Genomic DNA, 17,374 nt, shown 5'->3' with positions numbered 1-17,374 from the left:
GGGATGCAAAGATAATGAAAAAATAGCTGTCAGCTGTTAGCGATTAGCTATAAAAGGTTGCTCGCCAGTTCTGAGAGCTCGCTGCGTTCGCCCTTCACCAGGTTCACGTGACCGAAGAGCGTCTGCCCCTTAATCTTGTCGATCATGTAAGCCAGGCCGTTCGACTGTGTGTCGAGGTAAGGCGAGTCGATCTGCTGCAGGTCGCCCGTGAACACCATCTTGGTGTTCTCTCCCGCGCGGGTGATGATTGTTTTCACTTCGTGGGGCGTCAGGTTCTGTGCCTCGTCGATGATGCAGTAGGTCTCGGTGAGGCTTCGTCCGCGGATGAAGGCGAGCGCTTCAATCTCCAGCTGTCCCGATTTCTGCAGCTCCTCGATCACCTTCAGGTCGGGGCTGTTCTGTCCCAGCTGTGTCTTGATCACGTTGAGGTTGTCAAACAGCGGCTGCATGTAGGGAGCCACCTTCTGCTTCTCGTCGCCCGGCAGGTAGCCCAGGTCCTTGTTCGAGAGGGAGACGATGGGTCGTGCCAGCAGGATCTGCCCGTATATCTTATGCTGCTTCAGTGCCGATGCCAGTGCCAGCAGCGTCTTACCGGTACCCGCCTTGCCGGTGAGGCCCACCAGCTTCACATCCGGATCGTTGAGCACCTCGAAGGCGAAGGCTTGTTCCGCGTTGCGGGGCTGGATGCCGAAGTTGTTCTCCTTGTCCACCTTGACGACCTTCTGTGTGAAAGGGTTGTAACGTGCCAGCACGCTGTTGCGTTCGCTCTTGAGGATGAAGCACTGATTCGGATCCGGCTGTTTCTCGAAGCTGAAAGCCTCCAGCTCCACCCCCCCGTTCTGCGCGTAGATGAGGTCGATCAGGTCCGGGTTGACTCCTTCAATCACCACCTCACCCTGGTCGAAGATGTCGATGTTGGTCACCTTGTCGGTGATGTAATCCTCCGCCAGCATGCCCAGTGAGCGGGCCTTCATCCGCAGGTTGATATCTTTCGATACCAGAGCGGTTTTCATCTGCGGGTGTTTCGTTGCGATGTCATCCACCACCGAGAGGATACGGTTGTCGGGTATCTTTTCCGGGAAGGCGTCATTGATCTTCTTGTTGGTGTGCGGTGCGTTCACGATGTAGAGCTTCCCCTTGCCCACACCCAGGTCGGCACCTTTTACGAAGAAATCATCGTCGGTGATCAGGTCCAGCTCCCGCACGAAAGCACGGGCGTTGAAGTTGATCTGGTCGCTTCCTTTCTTGAACTTGTCCAATTCTTCCAACACGATGAAGGGGATGTAGATATCATTTTCTTCGAAGTTGTCCAGGCATTTGTAGTCGTGCAGGATCACGTTGGTGTCGAGGATGAAGTTCTTCTTCGTCCCTGCCTTCACGCTCTTGCGCGTGCGCGTGGTTCCTTTACTCTCTGCCTTGGCAGCTGTGCTCTTCGTTGTCTTCTCTTCACTTTTCTTTGTTGTAGCCATCTGTTATTTCGATTAAGGGTTGTTTATATAAAGCTGTTAGCTGTTAGCTGTTAGCTTTCTGTTTTATCATTTGTGAAATTATTTGTTGACTCTTTATGAAAGAGGATGAACTCCAGCCAGTAGCGGAACATCGGGTCCAGGAAGGTGAGCTCCCCACCGCTGTCGTCCAGCACCTCCGACTCAATCAGGCCTCTTTTCATCCTCACCACGTTGGCCGATGTGCCCAGTCGGTAATGCAGCAGCGTCTGCTGTGCCGAGAGCTGCTTCTCCCCCGCGATGATCGCCCTGAGGAGGCCCATCTGGGTGGCGGAGAATCGTTCTGTGATGTTGGCGAAGAGCAGTCCCAGCTGACCCACGATGTCCTCGCAGGCAGAGAGGATGATCTCCCTGTTGCACTTCCTGCCGGTACGGAACCAGCTTTGCTGTGCCAGCTGCTGCACGTAGTAGGGGTGGTTCTCCGCCAGTTGGGCGATGAGGCGTGCGTCGTCTGCCGAGATCTCCTTGCCCGTATCGCTGAAGCGGCGGCGGATGAAGGGTATCCACTCCTCCGTCCCGATCTTCTTCAGGTAGAGCAGCTCGCCGAACTTGTAGAAGGGCATCGAGCTGTCGGTGAACACCTCCAGCAGCATGTGGCGCTTGCTGCCGTAGAGGCAGTAGGATACATGCCGGTGGTTCTGCCAGCGTGCCCGCAGCTTCTTCTGGAATGCCAGCGGGTTGGAAAAGGAGGCGAGCGACTGAAACTCGTCGATGCATACGATTATTTGAATCTTCTTTTGTTCTGCCACCCGCTCCGCCAGGTCGAGGATCTCCTCCGGGTTGCGTTCAATCTCTTCCCATCCCACGCCAAACGAGACGCCGGTCTGCATGTCGGGTGAGAAGGTGATGGTGGGCACCAGCGCTCCCAGGAACTGCTTGGCATCCTTCACGAACTCCTCCCACCGGGAGGAGGTGGCTTGCAGCACCCCGTTGGCCAGGGCCACGTAAAACTGATGTTCGTTGCGGAGATCGAAAATATCGATGTGGCATATGCGGAGATCCTTCTGTTCGCGCGTCAGCTCCTCACTCACCCTGCGCAGCAGGGATGTTTTGCCCCAGCGGCGCGGGGAGATCAGGATGGTGTTCACCCCCGCCAGGAAGTTGCGTTTCAGCAGTGCTATCTCCTCGCTACGGTTGGTGAAGTCATCCGAAGCGGTCACGCGTCCGTATGTGAATGGTACCGATCTCATTGTCTTGCAACAAATATAGCTTTTTCTTTCGGACTAACAAAATTGTAACTTACAAAAAGTGAACATCGAACCGGGAACCTCAAACTTGTTGTCTTACGCAGATGACTTCACCCGAAACAGGAATGTTAAATCAATCCGAAAAAAATGTATCTTTGTTCCCATTATGATTTCCACAAATGTAAAGTTTTTTTTATGAAGAAAACACTATTAATCCTATTTTCTGTGATGATGATGACAACAGCCTCGGCGGAGAAGAACCCCTTCTTCAAGCCGTTCGAAACGCCGCACGCCACGGCACCCTTCAACGAGATCAAAATCGAACATTACGAACCGGCCTTCGAGAAAGCGATTGCCGAACACCAGGCGGAGATCGACAGGATTGCATCCAACCCTGATGCAGGCACCTTCGCCAACACCATCGAGGCCATCGAGCACTCGGGTGCGATGATGAACCGCGTCAGCAGCGTCTTCTTCAACCTGCTGGGCTCTGAGAGCAACGATGAGATGATGGAGATCTCCCAGCGACTCAGTCCGAAGCTGTCGGAACACTCCAACAACATCAACCTCAACGAGGCGCTCTTCAAGAGGGTGAAAGCGGTCCATGACAACCGACATGCCGCAGGACTCACCCCTGAGCAGATCCGCCTCACGGAGAAGTACTACGAAGGATTCGAGAACAGTGGTGCCACGCTCACGGCCGAGGGCAAGGAGCAGTACCGCGCCCTCTCCATGGAGCTGAGCAAGGCGACACTCGACTTTGGGCAGAACAACCTGCGCGAGACCAACGCTTACGAGATGCTGCTCACCGATGAGGCCGACCTGGCGGGACTGCCCGCGAGCCTGATCGATGCCGCCGCTGCCAAGGCGAAGGCCAAGAACAAGGAGGGATGGCTGATCGACCTCTCCGCACCGAGCTACATCGGCTTCATGAAATACTCCTCCCGGCGCGACCTGCGGCACAAGCTCTACATGGCCAACGCCACCAAGGGGGTGAAGGGCGGTGAGTATGACAACCGGGAGAATGTGCGCAAGATTGCCACGCTGCGCCTGCAGATCGCCAACCTGCTCGGCTACAAGAGCTACTCCGACTACGTGCTGAAGAACCGCATGGCGAAGAATGCCGCCGGCGTCTTCGGCCTGCTCGACAACCTGGCCGATGCCTTCGGCGATGTGGCCCGCGATGAGGTGGCTGCGGTGGCTGCTTACGCCTCGGAGGTGGAGGGGAAGCCCATGGAGATGCAACCCTGGGACTGGAGCTTCTATGCCGACAAGCTTAAAGACAACCGCTACGGGGTGAACGACGAGATGACACGTCCCTACTTCGAGCTGGAGAACGTGAAGAAAGGGGTCTTCGGACTGGCTACCGAGCTCTACGGGCTGCAGTTTGTGCCCAACCCGGCCATCCAGGTCTACCACCCCGAGGTGGAGGCGTTCGACGTGCTGGATGAGAATGGCGACTTCCTCTCGGTGCTCTACACCGACTTCCACCCGCGCGACGGCAAGCGTTCCGGTGCCTGGATGTCCTCCTTCAAGAGCCAGTACATGAAAGATGGTGTAGACAGCCGTCCCCACGTCACCATCGTGATGAACTTCACCCGTCCCACCGACAGCAAGCCGGCGCTGCTCACCTTCGACGAGGTGGAGACCTTCCTCCACGAGTTTGGCCACGCCCTCCACGGCATGCTGGCCCGCAGCACCTACGAGAGCCTCTCAGGCACCGGTGTCTACCGCGACTTCGTGGAGCTGCCCTCACAGATCATGGAGAACTGGCTCATCGAGAAGGAGTACCTCGACCGCTTCGCATTCCATTACGAGACCGGTGAGAAGATGCCCGACGCGCTGCTGCAGAAGATCATTGATGCCTCGAACTACAACACCGGCTACCTCACCCTGCGCCAGCTCTCCTTCGGATACCTCGACATGGCCTGGCACTCGCTCACAGAGCCTTTTGAGGGCGATGTCCCCGCATTCGAGCAGGAGGCGATGGCACGCGTGCAGCTGCTGCCGGTGGTGCCGGAAGCCTGCATGTCGACCTCCTTTGGCCACATCTTCTCCGGAGGATACGCCGCCGGCTACTACAGCTACAAGTGGGCCGAGGTGATGGATGCCGATGCCTTCTCGCTCTTCAAGCAGAACGGCATCTTCGACAAGGCGACAGCCGACTCGTTCCGCCGCAACATCCTGGAGCGGGGCAACACCGAAGAGCCGATGGAACTCTACAAACGGTTCCGCGGTCAGGAGCCCACGGTAGAGGCACTGCTCAAACGAAGCGGCGTGAATTGATTCATATTTTTGCTCAAACAGGGTGAAAATTAGGGGAATTGGAGACAATTCCCCTTTTTTTTCTCTTTTTTTTGCGATTTTCCCCTAAAATATTTTGTCACAAATAATTTATACCTATCTTTGTCGGGCAAAAGGTTTTTTTTGCGAGCCGTTAAATATTTACTTCACACCACTGTCAAGTCATTTCTAACTTCTCTCATTCAAAGACTTCTGCGCAAAATTTATTTTTATTTTTATTTTAATTATTTTACATGAACATTTTTGTAGCTGGCTTAAGTTATCAGATTACTGACGCCGATTTAAAAGAACTGTTTGAGGAGTATGGTGAAGTATCCTCAGCTAAGATCATTACCGATCGTGAAACCCGTCGCTCAAAAGGTTACGGTTTCGTAGAAATGTCCAACGACGAAGAAGGACAGCATGCCATTGAAGAACTGAACGATGCAGAATACGACGGACGTACGCTTTCTGTATCAGTAGCCCGTCCCCGTACTGAAGGTGGTGACCGTCCCCGCAACAACAACCGCGGTGGTTACGGAAATCGCGAAAGAAGCAACAGGTACTAAGTAGCACCCATAGGTTTAGAAAAGAACTGCATCCGATGTGATGCAGTTCTTTTTTTTTGCCCCTCTCGTAAAGTGGCTTCACCGCTTTTTTGTACCTTTACACCTTTCAAGGACGATATAACTGAAACCCCGGTCGTTGCATCTGGCCGTGAAGAGAATTGTATTTAGACAGATATTGAAGCATGTGCACCATCCTTTCCATTGAAACGGCCACACCCGCCTGCTCCTGCGCCCTGTCGCGCGACGGGGAGCTGCTGCTCTCCCGCGAGGATTTCCGGGGACAGTCGCACGCCACCCTGCTGGGAGTGTTTGTCGATGAGATCATGAAATATGTCCGCAAAGAGGCGATCACCCTCGATGCCATCGCCGTGAGCAGCGGCCCGGGCTCCTACACCGGTCTGCGCATCGGTGTCTCCGAGGCAAAGGGATTCAGCTACGGACTGGGCATCCCCCTCATCGCCATCCCCACACCGCTGGTGATGGCCTCGATGGTAGCCGCCAGGGCAGGGGAGGAGGATCTGCTCTGTCCCATGATTGATGCCCGCCGCATGGAGGTGTACGCCACCTTCTACAATCGCACGCTGGAAACGATCCGCCCCACGGCTGCCGACATCGTTGACGGGGAGAGCTATCTCGATTTACTGTCAAAACACAAGGTGCACTTTTTCGGCAACGGAGCCGACAAGTGCCGGCCGGTGATCACCCATCCCAACGCCCTGTTCGTGGACGATATCCATCCCCTGGCAACCGGCATGGTGCCGCTGGCTGAGCAGGCATTCAATGAGAAGCAGTTTGTTGACAGCGCCTATTTCGAACCCCATTACCTGAAAGAGTTCGTGGCCACGGTGGCTAAAAACAAAATCATACCCACCGCAAGGTAGGCTTCGAGGGATAAGAATCGTTGTTCAGGGTGCGAGCCGGTGCAGGCTCCACCCCTCTTCCGTTTTGTAATATACCAGCCGGTCGTGCATCCGGTCGGGACGTCCCTGCCAGAACTCAATCATGGTGGGGCGCACCAGGTATCCGCCCCAGTGAACGGGGCGGGGGAGCGGTTCCTGTGCGAATCGCTGCTCCACCTCCCGCTGCAGGGCATCCAGCTCCACACGGTCCCGCACCACCCTGCTCTGGGGAGACGACCAGGCACCGATGCGTGCGTTCTCCGGTCGCGAGTTGTAGTAGGCATCCGACTCTTCGGGTGAGAGCTGTTCAACCCTTCCCTCAATGCGTATCTGTCGTGCCATCGGGTGCCAGTCGAACAGCAACGCCGCCAGCGGGTTGGCCGCCAGCTCCCGCCCCTTGCGACTCAGGTAGTTGGTGAAGAAGACGAAGCCGTCGCTCCCCATCTCTTTGAGCAGCACCACCCGTGCCGAGGGTCTGCCCTCCGGTGTGGCGGTGGCGATTGTCATTGCGTTGGGTTCCTCGATCTCTACTGCGATCGCCTCCTCCAGCCAGCGGGCGAACATCGTCATCGGATCCTTGTCCATTGCCTGCTCCGGCAATGCGCCGCTGTTGTACTCCCGGCGCATGGTATGTAATTTCTTCATGTTTCGTTCATTTTGAGAGGATGGTTCCCCATGTTTCATAGAACAGTTTTAGCGGGGAAGATGTTCCCTGCGGGTTGATCCTCCGAAACAAATTTAGATCTCCGGGAGTCTAACTGCCAACCTGATCTGGTTCATGTTGCGTATAATGTAAAGCTTTTTTCTTATCTTCGCACATTGTTCCTGCGGGGAAATCTGTTTCTTTGGCAGCCGGAAGTGGAGTTAATCCATCCGGCAATCTGCAGGCGAACAAAGGGAGACTGATCATGTGGAGATGCTCTGTGCATCCCGATGATCAGGAAAAAGAATATTGTAGATCAGATGATAAAAGCGGAAAAGATCACCAAAAGCTTCGGGTCGCTGCAGGTGTTGAAAGAAATAGACCTGGAGGTAAAGCGTGGAGAGATTGTCTCAATCGTCGGTCCCAGCGGTGCCGGCAAGACCACCCTGCTCATGATCATGGGCACCCTGGAGAAATCGGACGGTGGTCGTGTCCTGATCGACGGAGAGGACCTGAGTCAGCTCAGCGAACAGCAGCTGGCCGACTTCCGCAACAAAAACATCGGCTTCGTCTTCCAGTTTCACCAGCTGCTGCCCGAGTTCACGGCGCTGGAGAATGTGATGATCCCTGCGCTGATAGGCAACGTGAAGCATGCGAAGGCGGAGGCACGGGCCCGTGAGCTGCTGGCGATGATGGGCCTCTCGGAGCGGGAGGAGCACAAGCCGGCAGAGCTGTCCGGTGGTGAGAAGCAGCGCGTGGCAGTAGCCCGTGCCCTGATCAACGACCCCCTGGTGGTGTTCGCCGATGAGCCCTCCGGCAGCCTCGACAGTGACAACAAGGCGGAGCTGCACCAGCTCTTCTTTGAGCTGCGCGACAAACTGAACCAGACGTTCGTGATCGTGACGCACGATGAGCAGCTGGCCTCCATCACCGACCGTACCATTCACATGCGGGACGGGGTTGTTGAGAAATAGCTGGCAGCTTGTCAGTTGTCAGTTGTCAGTGATCAGCTGTCAGTTGTGCGGATATATTTCACAGCGACTGCATCTTCTTGTCGACCCGTTCACGCTTTACAAGCTACCTGACAAGAACTCGCTACGCTCAAACAGCTTGTCAGGTTGCGCTTGTTGCAGCGAACGGGTGCCCCGACAATAAGCTGAGGTCTTGGAAATATATCCGCACACATACAGCAAGTGATTTAGAACCTCGAACATTGAACATTGAACCAAGAACTTACCAACATACTAACTTACCAACATACTAACTTACAAACGTAAGAGATATGAAATTCAAAACAGTGTTTATGGCAATCGCAATTGGCGGGAGCATGCTCTCCTGCAACGAGGCAAAGGGACCTGAAGGCAGGTCCGCCCAGGAGCTGACTGAGATCATCGGCAAGGCCGATCCGTCCGTCGCGCAGGGAAAGATGACGGCAGAGGTGCTGCACAGCTTCGGCCGCGTGGGTAGCGTGTCGGTATCGCCCGACCGTTCGCAGATCCTCTACCAGGTCACCTACATCAGCATCCCGGAGAACAAAAGCAACAACGAACTCTTCATCATGCAGCGTGACGGCACGGGCAAGAAACAGCTCACCATCACCAACACGCAGGAGAGCAATGCCCAGTGGATTGACGGGGGGCGCAAGATCGCCTTCCTGAGCAACGAGACCGGCTCGTCGCAGATCTGGACCATCAACCCCGACGGGGGAGGGATGACGCAGATCTCCAACCAGGAGGAGCCCATCGAGGGCTTCATCATCTCACCCGACGGCAAGAAGGTGCTTTTCATCCGCAGTGTGCAGAGCGGCAAGAAGCCGGGAGAACAGTATGCAGACCTGCCGGGAGCTAGCGGCCGCGTGGTGGACGACCTGATGTACAAGCACTGGGACCACTGGGTGGAGAGTGTGCCGCATCCTTTCCTGGCCGACCTGGAGGGAAACCGTCTCAACAACATCAGGGATCTGATGGAGGGGGAGCCCTACGAATCACCGCTGGCACCCTTCGGCGGCATCGAGCAGCTCGCCTGGAGCCCCGACGGCAGCACCATCGCCTACACCTCCCGCAAGAAAACCGGCAGGGAGTATAGTGAGTCCACCAACTCCGACATCTACTTCTACGACCTGGCAAGCGGTGAGACCCGCAACGTCACCGAGGGGATGATGGGCTATGATGTCAACCCGCAGTTCTCGCCCGACGGCCGCTACCTAGCCTGGCAGAGCATGGAGCGCGACGGCTACGAGTCCGACAAGAACCGTCTCTTCGTGATGGAGCTCGCCACGGGTGAGAAGAGCTACGTGACCGAGTCGTTCGACTACAACACCGATGCCTTCGCCTGGGAGAGCGACAGTAAGACGATCTACCTGGTGTCGCCCGTGCAGGGCACCACGCAGCTCTACGCCGCCGACATCGCCACCAGGAGCATCACCCCCATCACCGGCGGGATGCACGACTACACCTCCGTGGCAACCGGCGACGGCCAGCTGATCGCCACCCGCCAGTCGCTCTCACAGCCCACCGAGATCTATTCCGTGGATCTCACCTCGGGCGAAGCCACCAACCTGTCGCAGGAGAACAGCGAGCTGCTGGCCAACCTCACCATGGGTGCGGTGGAAGAGCGCTGGATCGAAACCACCGACGGCAAGCAGATGCTCACCTGGGTGGTCTACCCGCCCGACTTCGACCCGGCGAAGCAATACCCCGCGCTGCTTTACTGCCAGGGGGGACCGCAGAGCATGGTGAGCCAGTTCTGGTCCTACCGCTGGAACCTGCAGATGATGGCCGCCAACGGCTATATCGTCGTCGCCCCCAACCGGCGCGGCCTGCCCGGCTTTGGCCAGGAGTGGCTGGAGCAGATCAGCGGCGACTATGGCGGGCAGAACATGAAGGATTACCTCGCCGCCATCGACGCGGTGTCGCAAGAACCCTTTGTGGATGAAAATCGCCTCGGTTGCACCGGCGCCAGCTACGGCGGCTTCTCGGTCTACTGGCTCGCGGGGCACCACGAGGGGCGCTTCAAGGCGTTCCTCTCACATGCCGGCATCTTCAACCTGGAGGCACAGTACCTCGAAACCGAGGAGATGTGGTTCGCCAACTGGGACATGGGCGGCCCCTATTGGGACAAGGGCAATGCCACGGCACAGCGCACCTACGAAAATTCGCCCCACCGCTTCGTGGAGCAGTGGGACACCCCCATCATGATCACCCACGGCGAGCTGGACTACCGCATCCTGGCATCGCAGGGCATGATGGCGTTCAACGCCGCGCAGCTGCGCGACATCCCCTCGCGGATGCTCATCTTCCCCGACGAGAACCACTGGATAGCCCGCCCGCAGAACGGCGTGCTCTTCCAGCGCGAGTTCTTCCGCTGGTTCGACCAGTGGTTGAAGTAAAGGGAAGCAGCGGGTGCAGGGGAAAAGCAGCTAAAATATTTTCAAAAAACGGCGCAAAATATTTTGCGATTTGAAAAATATGCTTACCTTTGCACTCGCTATCGGAAACGATTTGCAAACGGTGTGGTAGTTCAGTTGGTTAGAATACCTGCCTGTCACGCAGGGGGTCGCGGGTTCGAGTCCCGTCCATACCGCAAAATAAAAGGTAAAAAGCTTTTAAAAAGCTTTTTACCTTTTTTCTTTATTAAGATTCATTGATTCTTATGCTTCTCCTCACCATACAGGATTATTGATCTCACCATCTATCTTTGTTGAAGTGTACCTTATAACAAAATCACTTCAACTTGTTGATATTTAGTTTTGCATGTATTAGCCCGTAATAACCGAGCACATTAATTGTATTTAATCTTTTTTATTACTTTTGTATCGGACAAGCTGATCCGATGGTGATATATTATACCGAAGGATTTATAGAAGGGGTGTTACTGTAAGTAGGGTCTGCTTACTAATTCCCAATCAGGCACACAGTTTCATTTGTGGCCCGAGTGGATAAATGTTTATATTTCTCATTCTCATCAGCTTCAATAGTAAAGAGACAAAATAAGGCAAGGGAATATCCCTCATGTGTCGGATCAGGTTCATCACAAAAATGATAGCCCCTATCCAACTGTTTGACGTCGTGGCCAATCTGGCGCGGATATCATTTAAACCATATCCACGTTTGCCCTGACCAAACTTTCCTTCAACCTGATTGCGTTCCGCCGCCTCTCGTCGCTCTTTACGTTTTTGGTATCTGCTCTTGATCTCTTTTACCGGTTTTCGTCCCAGTGGTTCCCCGGTGTAGCGGATTCTTTTCTCTTTCAAAAACCGCCTGTTCTCCCGGGTAAGATATATCTTGTCCACCTGAACCAGCTCCGGGTATTTCCCTGTCAGTTCCCTAAAGCGTTCGACCTGTGCCTGAAGATCCTGCCCCTCGTTAAAGGCATCCCAGTCAAAATGATCAACCCTGGCATATCCATCCAGCAGGCTGATGTGTAAGCCCCCGATAAAATACCCATTTTAGCGAAAATGGTTTTTTCCGATCTTTGCCTGCAAACCTATTTTCTATGAAGCCTGTAAGCAAAGAAGAATTCCTGGCGATACTGGAACGCCAACAGAAGAGCGGGTTAAGCATCAAGGACTTTTGTGCGAACGAGTCCTATACGGTCTCAAGCTTCCACTACTGGAAAACCAAGTTCGGACTCACCCGGCCCTATAACAATCATGCGCCGGATGCACCCACGGACATGCTGGCACCAATCAACTTAAACCTACCCATAAAAGCCCCTGTATCCTCGCCGGCCTCATCACCACGCAGCAGTCAGGGAGAGATCAGGATCAAGCTCCCGGGAGGTATCCAGGTCAGTTTCATTGGCAGTGCCCAGACAGAGATCGCTATCAATTTACTGAATCAAATCTGCTCACGCCATGTTCTGCCTGAATGATAATATGCGCTACTTCCTGTGTCCTGGGAAGACAGACATGCGAAAAGGGATGAACTCGCTCTGTGGTGTGGTTCAAAACCTGATGGGATATGATGTGCGCATGGGTGATGTCTTCATCTTCATCAATCGAAACCGTACAACCATGAAGCTTTTGCATGCAGAAGATGGAGGGTTGGTTCTGTACATGAAAAGGCTCGAGGAAGGCACCTTCCGCATTCCCGCGTACGATGAGAAGAGTCGTTCCTATCCCATGCAGTGGCGTGATCTGGTGATGATGGTAGAAGGGATACAGGATGATCCGGGCAGCCGGTTGAAGAGGCTCAAAGCGATGAGAAACGGGTAGTAAAAATAATCAGAAAAAGAGTGAAAATAATCTCCTGAAAGCTTGTCCAGATCAGGGTTTTTTATTATTTTTATGACTGAATAAAAGCCCGGTAAATGGACCAGATGCAAGCCTTAGAACTCCTCATACAATCGCAGGCGGAACAAATCCGTCAGCTCACTGAGGCTAACGCGAAGCTATCTGAACAGCTCACCGGGATGCAGCAGCGGATGGATAAGCTGCTGGCACAGATCGCCTGGTTCACCCGGCAGTTCTACGGTCGTAAAAGCGAGAAACTCTCGCACCTGGATCCGGGCCAGCTCTCCCTGTTTGAAACGATTGCAGACGAAGAGGAAAGGCTTGCTGAGATCGAAGCGGCCCGTGCTACTGCCGAGAAGCAGATAGAAGAGCAGGCTCCCGCCAGGAAGAAAGAGAGATCCAACCGCAAGATGTTGGAGGGTCTGCCCGTGGTGGAGGTTGTGCTGGAACCGGAAGAACTTGATCTGAACAAGTACAAGCGTATCGGTGAGGAACGTACCCGTACACTTGAGTTTGAACCCGGGAAGCTGTACGTGAAAGAGCTTGTACGCCCCAAGTACGCTTTAAAAGACAACACTGCCCTGACGGTTGATGGCACAACCGGTGTGATCATCGCCCCGCTCCCGTTACTGCCCATATACAAGGGACTTCCCGGTGCCAGTCTTCTCGCTGAGATCCTGCTCCAGAAGTATGTGTATCATCTCCCCTTTTACCGCCAGGTGCAGCAGTTGGGGCATCTGGGGGTGAAGATACCGGAGAATACGATCTCCGGCTGGTTCAAACCGGCCTGTGAGCTCCTGAAGCCGCTCTACGAGGTACTGAAGAAAGAGTGTATTGATACTGATTACCTCCAGGTGGATGAAACCACACTTCCGGTGATCAACAAGGAAAGTCACAAGGCAAAGAAAGAATACTTGTGGATGGTGAGAGCGGTCATGAAGAAACTGGTTTTCTTTTATTACAACGATGGTTCCAGGTCACAACAAACCGTGGGTACCCTGCTGAAATCCTTTACCGGTTACCTGCAAAGTGACGGGTGGCAAGCCTACAATGTCTTTGACAAGGAGGATCAGGTGTGTCTCGTTGGCTGCATGGTCCACATAAGGCGCTATTACGAGAAGGCCCTGAATGAGAATAAAGCACTGGCAGAACATGCCCTGAAAGAGATCCAGCAGCTGTACCGGATAGAGAGGATGGCTGACGAGCGAAACCTCACGTTCGAGGCACGGGCCAAACTCAGGGAGGAACTTGCAGCTCCTATCATGAAGTCGCTTGAAGCCTGGATGGAGAAAACCTACCCGAAGGTCCTTCCCCAGAGCCTTATCGGTGAAGCCATCGGTTACTCCTACTCACTTTGGCCTCGAATGAAAAATTACCTGCTGGATGGCAGGCTGAAACTCGACAACAACATGGCTGAAAATGCCATCCGCCCCATTGCCCTGTCTCGAAAGAACTTCATGTTCTGTGGCAACCACGAGGCAGCCGGGAACACGGCCATCATCTGTTCCCTGTTGACCTCATGCAAGGAGCAGGGGGTGAATCCCCGAGAGTGGCTCATCGATGTGATAGGCAAGATGCCTTATTACCAGAAACCGGGGAATGATGAAAACCTGAAGAAGCTTTTGCCGAATTACTGGAAAAACAAAGGAAACTAGCGAATCTCTAGTCAAAATCTAATAATGCTCTAATAAATGCCTATAGGCACTCTAATAATACGCTAACAATTTACTAGAGAACCCGCAGTTGTCGGAATGAATAATCTGATCAAATCCGTGGGTGCATATGCTCCGGAATAATCAAGAGGCAGTTGCTCGGGTGCTTACGCTGATGTTGATCTTGGCGCCAAACTCCGTCTTGGCCTTGGCCTTGCCACGCACGATGGGACGTACATGCGGCTGATGAATGCTCACGATGCGATCTTCTACTTGATGGCTCTTCTTCTTGTACATGCTCTCCTGTTGTTCCAGCAGATGCTGGATAACAAAATAATATTTCAGTTGCCGCCTGTCAAAAGGAATCGGCTCATCCTTTATGGTGTACAGCATCTCATCGATGGTCCGTATATCCCGTTTCAGGTAGTTGATCTGCTTGCGTATTGGATAAAACGGTTTGATTTGTGCCAGTGATTTCGGTCTATGTGTGCCACCTTTTTCGGTTCAAACCGTGCCACTTTTTACGGTTCGATTTGTGCCACTTTGAAAAGATCAAGTTATCTTGTCCCTAAAAAAGGGATGCGGTATGGCAAATAAACTTGATCCTATGGATATAAAACAAATTTTAGTCTTAATCAAAGACGGTTTTAGTAACCGCAAGATTGGTGCTACACTTGGTATATCTCGTAATACCGTTAACAGCTATGTACAACAGTTTAAATCAAGTGGTTACAGCATTAGCGAGCTTTTAAACTTTGAAGAGACTCGTTTAAACGAACTCTTCACCAGTAAAACTACTATCGACACTTCCCGGCATGATGATTTAATGTGCTATATTGAGCGCATCAAAGCAGCCCGGAGTCATCCCGGTTTTACTTTTCAGTACCATTATAATGAGTATGTAAATAATGTAAGCAACCCCTACAGCTACACTCAGTTCTTGGAGCACTTCCACCGTAAAAACAGTAAAGTAAAAGGTTCAATGAAGCTTGAGCATATTGCAGGCCATGAGATGTTCGTTGACTTTGCCGGTAAAAGGCTTGAGATAGTAGATAAAGATACGGGTGAGATCAAACAGATTGAAGTCTTCGTATCAATTTTACCCTGTAGTCAATATACTTATGTTGAAGCCTGTGCCACACAGAACCGTAATGATTTTATAAGTTGCTGTAAAAACGCATTACACTTTTATGGCGGTGTTCCAAAGGCAATCGTATCTGACAATCTAAAGTCTGCCGTTACAAGAGCCAGCAAACATGAAGCAGTTATTAACCGCTGCTTCAAAGACTTTGCCAGTTATTACGGTTGTGTTATTAACCCCACAAGAGTGTATGCTCCACAGGATAAAGCATTAGTAGAAAATGCTGTACACCTTACTTATCAAAGAATCTATTACCCTCTTCGAGAAATGACATTCTTCTCGATAGAAGAGCTCAACAGGGAGATCAGGCGATTGCTTACAGAATACAACAAACTGCTCTTTAAGCGTAAAGAGGCCAGCAGACTGGAACTGTTCCAGACAATAGAGCGAGGCTATCTGAAGCCATTACCCGGCGAGCAGTACGAGATAAAAGAGTACCGCAGGGCAAAGGTTCAGAAAATGGGATATGTATATTTTTCACCCGATAAGAGTTATTATAGTGTACCATACCGCTATATAGGCAAACAAACGCAAATACATTATACACAGAAACATATAGAGGTTTACTACAATCATCAGCGCATAGCCATACATCAAAGGAATCACTCAACAGGCAGCTATAACACTAACTCAGATCACCTGAGCAGTACGCATCAATCATACCTGGGTTGGAATCCGGATTACTTTAAGAATAAAGCTGCAGCGCATGGTGAGCATGTTGTCAGCTGTGTAGAACATATACTTGCATCTGTAGATTATCCCGAGATTGGTTACAAGCGTGTAACCGGTCTTTTACAACTCCATAAAGCATATGGCTCAGAAAGATTAAACAGGGCCTGTAAAATGGCTTTAAATGCCGGGATACCATCATATACCCGAATCAAAAACATCCTGAAGAATAACATGGATAAAGCATTAATCTCATATAATGAATCCGATAGTGCACAGTCGCACATACCGCTGCATCATAATATAAGGGGAGCATCATCCTACAGTTAAGCAAATTAGTTAATTATAAACCTATAATAATGAACAACAATCAAACAGTCGAAAGATTAAAACAAATGAGGCTCGGAGCGATGGCTTCATTGCATTATCAGCATATCAAGGACAACAGGATAGAGAATGTCACAGCTGATGAATACCTTGCATTGCTTACAGATCATCAATGGGAAGAACGATTGAATAATAAAATAGAGCGTCTTATCAAACAGGCCGGCTTCAGAGAACAGGCCAGTGTAGCGGATGTTGAATACAATCAGCAACGCAATCTGGATAAAAACATGTTTACCCGTCTGGCCACTCTGGACTTTATTAAACGAAAAGAAAACATCATAATAACTGGAGCATCCGGTACGGGCAAAAGCTATCTTGCTCAAGCTTTGGGATATCAGTCCTGTTTAATGGAATACAAAGTGTTATATGCAAACACCGCCAAACTTATCGGCAGACTCAAACTCAGTAAAATAGACGGCACTTACCTGAAGGAGCTGTCAAAACTAATAAAAGCAGATATACTTATCTTAGACGACTTTGGGCTGCATGCCTTTGACAATCAATCCAGGGAGATATTACTGGATATTATTGACGAGAGGCATAATCAGGCATCAACTATATTATCCTCACAAATACCGGTATCAGCCTGGTATGATCTGATTGGGGAGCAAACAATAGCAGATGCTGTCCTGGACAGGATAGTAAACTCATCACACAGAATAATACTTAAAGGTGAGTCCCTTAGGAAAGGAAAAATAAGTACAACTGAATAAAATTATTAACTTTGCCAATGATCTTTCAAATAGGTAAAAACTATGAATTATAGTGACACGGTTTGACCGAAAAGAGTGGCACTATCAGACCGAAATACACAGCGTATCGCTTTTCTTAACACGTTGGCCGGTTTTCTCTTCATTTTCGACACATTCAGGAACTCCTTGCGGGCAACCCTCATGTACGTGCGGGGTTTATCCTGAACTCCCAGCTTCAAACACAGTTCATCAATCAGTTCCTCTGCTTTTTGACGGCTCTCGTTCAACAGGTCCAGGTCGGTGGGATACTTGATATCCGCATCACAGACCGTTGCATCCAATTGAAGCTTCCCCTTGTTCCCGGGATGAGGATCAGGGTCGTCATCATTATCATCTTCTTCATCCTTCGGTAAGCACCCGAGCAACTGCCTCTTGATTATTCCGGAGCATATGCACCCACGGATTTGATCAGATTATTCATTCCGACAACTGCGGGTTCTCTAGTAAATTGTTA

15 protein-coding genes, 1 tRNA gene and 1 pseudogene are annotated in these 17,374 nt (G+C 51.8%); 11 read left to right on the top strand and 6 right to left on the bottom strand.

From position 1 onward, the window contains the following. Positions 1–47 precede the first annotated feature (47 nt). Positions 48–1,469 carry a PhoH family protein gene (locus tag JS578_03155; GenBank protein QRX64267.1) on the bottom strand — a complete coding sequence of 474 codons (1,422 nt, stop codon included), beginning with the start codon at positions 1,467–1,469 and terminating at the stop codon, positions 48–50. Between the two features lie 50 nt (positions 1,470–1,519). Further along, a complete protein-coding gene (locus JS578_03150) occupies positions 1,520–2,695 on the bottom strand; it encodes an ATP-binding protein (GenBank protein ID QRX64266.1) in 1,176 nt (391 codons plus the stop codon). Positions 2,696–2,926: 231 nt separating this feature from the next. Between JS578_03150 and JS578_03145 the strand changes: the two genes are divergently transcribed. From JS578_03145 to tsaB, 3 genes are all read left to right on the top strand, one after another. Then, on the top strand, positions 2,927–4,978 hold the full coding sequence (locus JS578_03145; protein QRX64898.1) for a M3 family metallopeptidase: 2,052 nt from the start codon (positions 2,927–2,929) through the stop codon (positions 4,976–4,978). 251 nt (positions 4,979–5,229) lie between these two features. Further along, a complete protein-coding gene (locus tag JS578_03140; GenBank protein QRX64265.1) occupies positions 5,230–5,544 on the top strand; it encodes an RNA-binding protein in 315 nt (104 codons plus the stop codon). Between the two features lie 182 nt (positions 5,545–5,726). Then, the gene (gene tsaB / locus JS578_03135; protein QRX64264.1) at positions 5,727–6,425 is read left to right on the top strand and encodes a tRNA (adenosine(37)-N6)-threonylcarbamoyltransferase complex dimerization subunit type 1 TsaB; all 699 of its coding nucleotides are present in this window, start codon (positions 5,727–5,729) and stop codon (positions 6,423–6,425) included. A gap of 24 nt (positions 6,426–6,449) precedes the next feature. On the opposite strand, the gene pdxH is transcribed toward tsaB, so the two are convergent. After that, positions 6,450–7,088 carry a pyridoxamine 5'-phosphate oxidase gene (gene pdxH, locus JS578_03130; GenBank protein ID QRX64263.1) on the bottom strand — a complete coding sequence of 213 codons (639 nt, stop codon included), beginning with the start codon at positions 7,086–7,088 and terminating at the stop codon, positions 6,450–6,452. A 318-nt stretch (positions 7,089–7,406) separates the two neighbouring features. Between pdxH and JS578_03125 the strand changes: the two genes are divergently transcribed. The 3 genes from JS578_03125 (at position 7,407) to JS578_03115 (ending at position 10,668) form a co-directional block, all read left to right on the top strand. Beyond that, a complete protein-coding gene (locus JS578_03125; GenBank protein QRX64262.1) occupies positions 7,407–8,060 on the top strand; it encodes an ABC transporter ATP-binding protein in 654 nt (217 codons plus the stop codon). A 329-nt stretch (positions 8,061–8,389) separates the two neighbouring features. Further along, positions 8,390–10,474 (top strand): S9 family peptidase, encoded by a 2,085-nt coding sequence (locus JS578_03120; GenBank protein ID QRX64261.1) that lies wholly within the window; start codon positions 8,390–8,392, stop codon positions 10,472–10,474. Between the two features lie 120 nt (positions 10,475–10,594). Next, positions 10,595–10,668, top strand: a tRNA-Asp gene (locus JS578_03115). Between the two features lie 322 nt (positions 10,669–10,990). Here the strand turns inward: JS578_03115 and JS578_03110 are convergent. Then, positions 10,991–11,377 carry a transposase gene (locus tag JS578_03110; protein QRX64260.1) on the bottom strand — a complete coding sequence of 129 codons (387 nt, stop codon included), beginning with the start codon at positions 11,375–11,377 and terminating at the stop codon, positions 10,991–10,993. A gap of 203 nt (positions 11,378–11,580) precedes the next feature. Here JS578_03110 and JS578_03105 point away from each other — a divergent pair, with 203 nt between their 5' ends. The 3 genes from JS578_03105 to JS578_03095 all read left to right on the top strand — a co-directional run bounded on the left by JS578_03105 (position 11,581) and on the right by JS578_03095 (position 13,974). Continuing rightward, positions 11,581–11,958 carry an IS66 family insertion sequence element accessory protein TnpB gene (locus tag JS578_03105; GenBank protein QRX64259.1) on the top strand — a complete coding sequence of 126 codons (378 nt, stop codon included), beginning with the start codon at positions 11,581–11,583 and terminating at the stop codon, positions 11,956–11,958. Further along, complete coding sequence (gene tnpB, locus JS578_03100) at positions 11,942–12,301, top strand: IS66 family insertion sequence element accessory protein TnpB (protein ID QRX64258.1); 360 nt, start codon at positions 11,942–11,944, stop codon at positions 12,299–12,301. Before JS578_03105 ends, tnpB begins: the two co-directional genes overlap by 17 nt. Positions 12,302–12,396: 95 nt before the next feature. After that, positions 12,397–13,974 carry an IS66 family transposase gene (locus tag JS578_03095; protein QRX64257.1) on the top strand — a complete coding sequence of 526 codons (1,578 nt, stop codon included), beginning with the start codon at positions 12,397–12,399 and terminating at the stop codon, positions 13,972–13,974. A 162-nt stretch (positions 13,975–14,136) separates the two neighbouring features. Here the strand turns inward: JS578_03095 and JS578_03090 are convergent. Then, positions 14,137–14,280, bottom strand: a pseudogene (locus JS578_03090) (DDE transposase). A 277-nt stretch (positions 14,281–14,557) separates the two neighbouring features. On the opposite strand from JS578_03090, the gene istA reads away from it, so the two are divergent. Further along, positions 14,558–16,111: an IS21 family transposase gene (gene istA, locus JS578_03085; GenBank protein QRX64256.1), complete on the top strand. Its 1,554-nt coding sequence runs from the start codon at positions 14,558–14,560 to the stop codon at positions 16,109–16,111. Between the two features lie 29 nt (positions 16,112–16,140). Then, complete coding sequence (gene istB, locus JS578_03080) at positions 16,141–16,881, top strand: IS21-like element helper ATPase IstB (protein ID QRX64255.1); 741 nt, start codon at positions 16,141–16,143, stop codon at positions 16,879–16,881. A 47-nt stretch (positions 16,882–16,928) separates the two neighbouring features. On the opposite strand, the gene JS578_03075 is transcribed toward istB, so the two are convergent. Beyond that, the gene (locus tag JS578_03075; protein QRX64254.1) at positions 16,929–17,285 is read right to left on the bottom strand and encodes a hypothetical protein; all 357 of its coding nucleotides are present in this window, start codon (positions 17,283–17,285) and stop codon (positions 16,929–16,931) included. Between the last annotated feature and the right edge of the window lie 89 nt (positions 17,286–17,374).

The organism is Dysgonomonadaceae bacterium zrk40, from assembly GCA_016916535.1.
In the GTDB taxonomy this organism is placed as follows: Bacteria; Bacteroidota; Bacteroidia; order Bacteroidales; family Dysgonomonadaceae; genus Proteiniphilum.
Note: the sequence above shows the minus strand (reverse complement) of the source record. Positions and strands in the feature narration are given on the sequence as shown.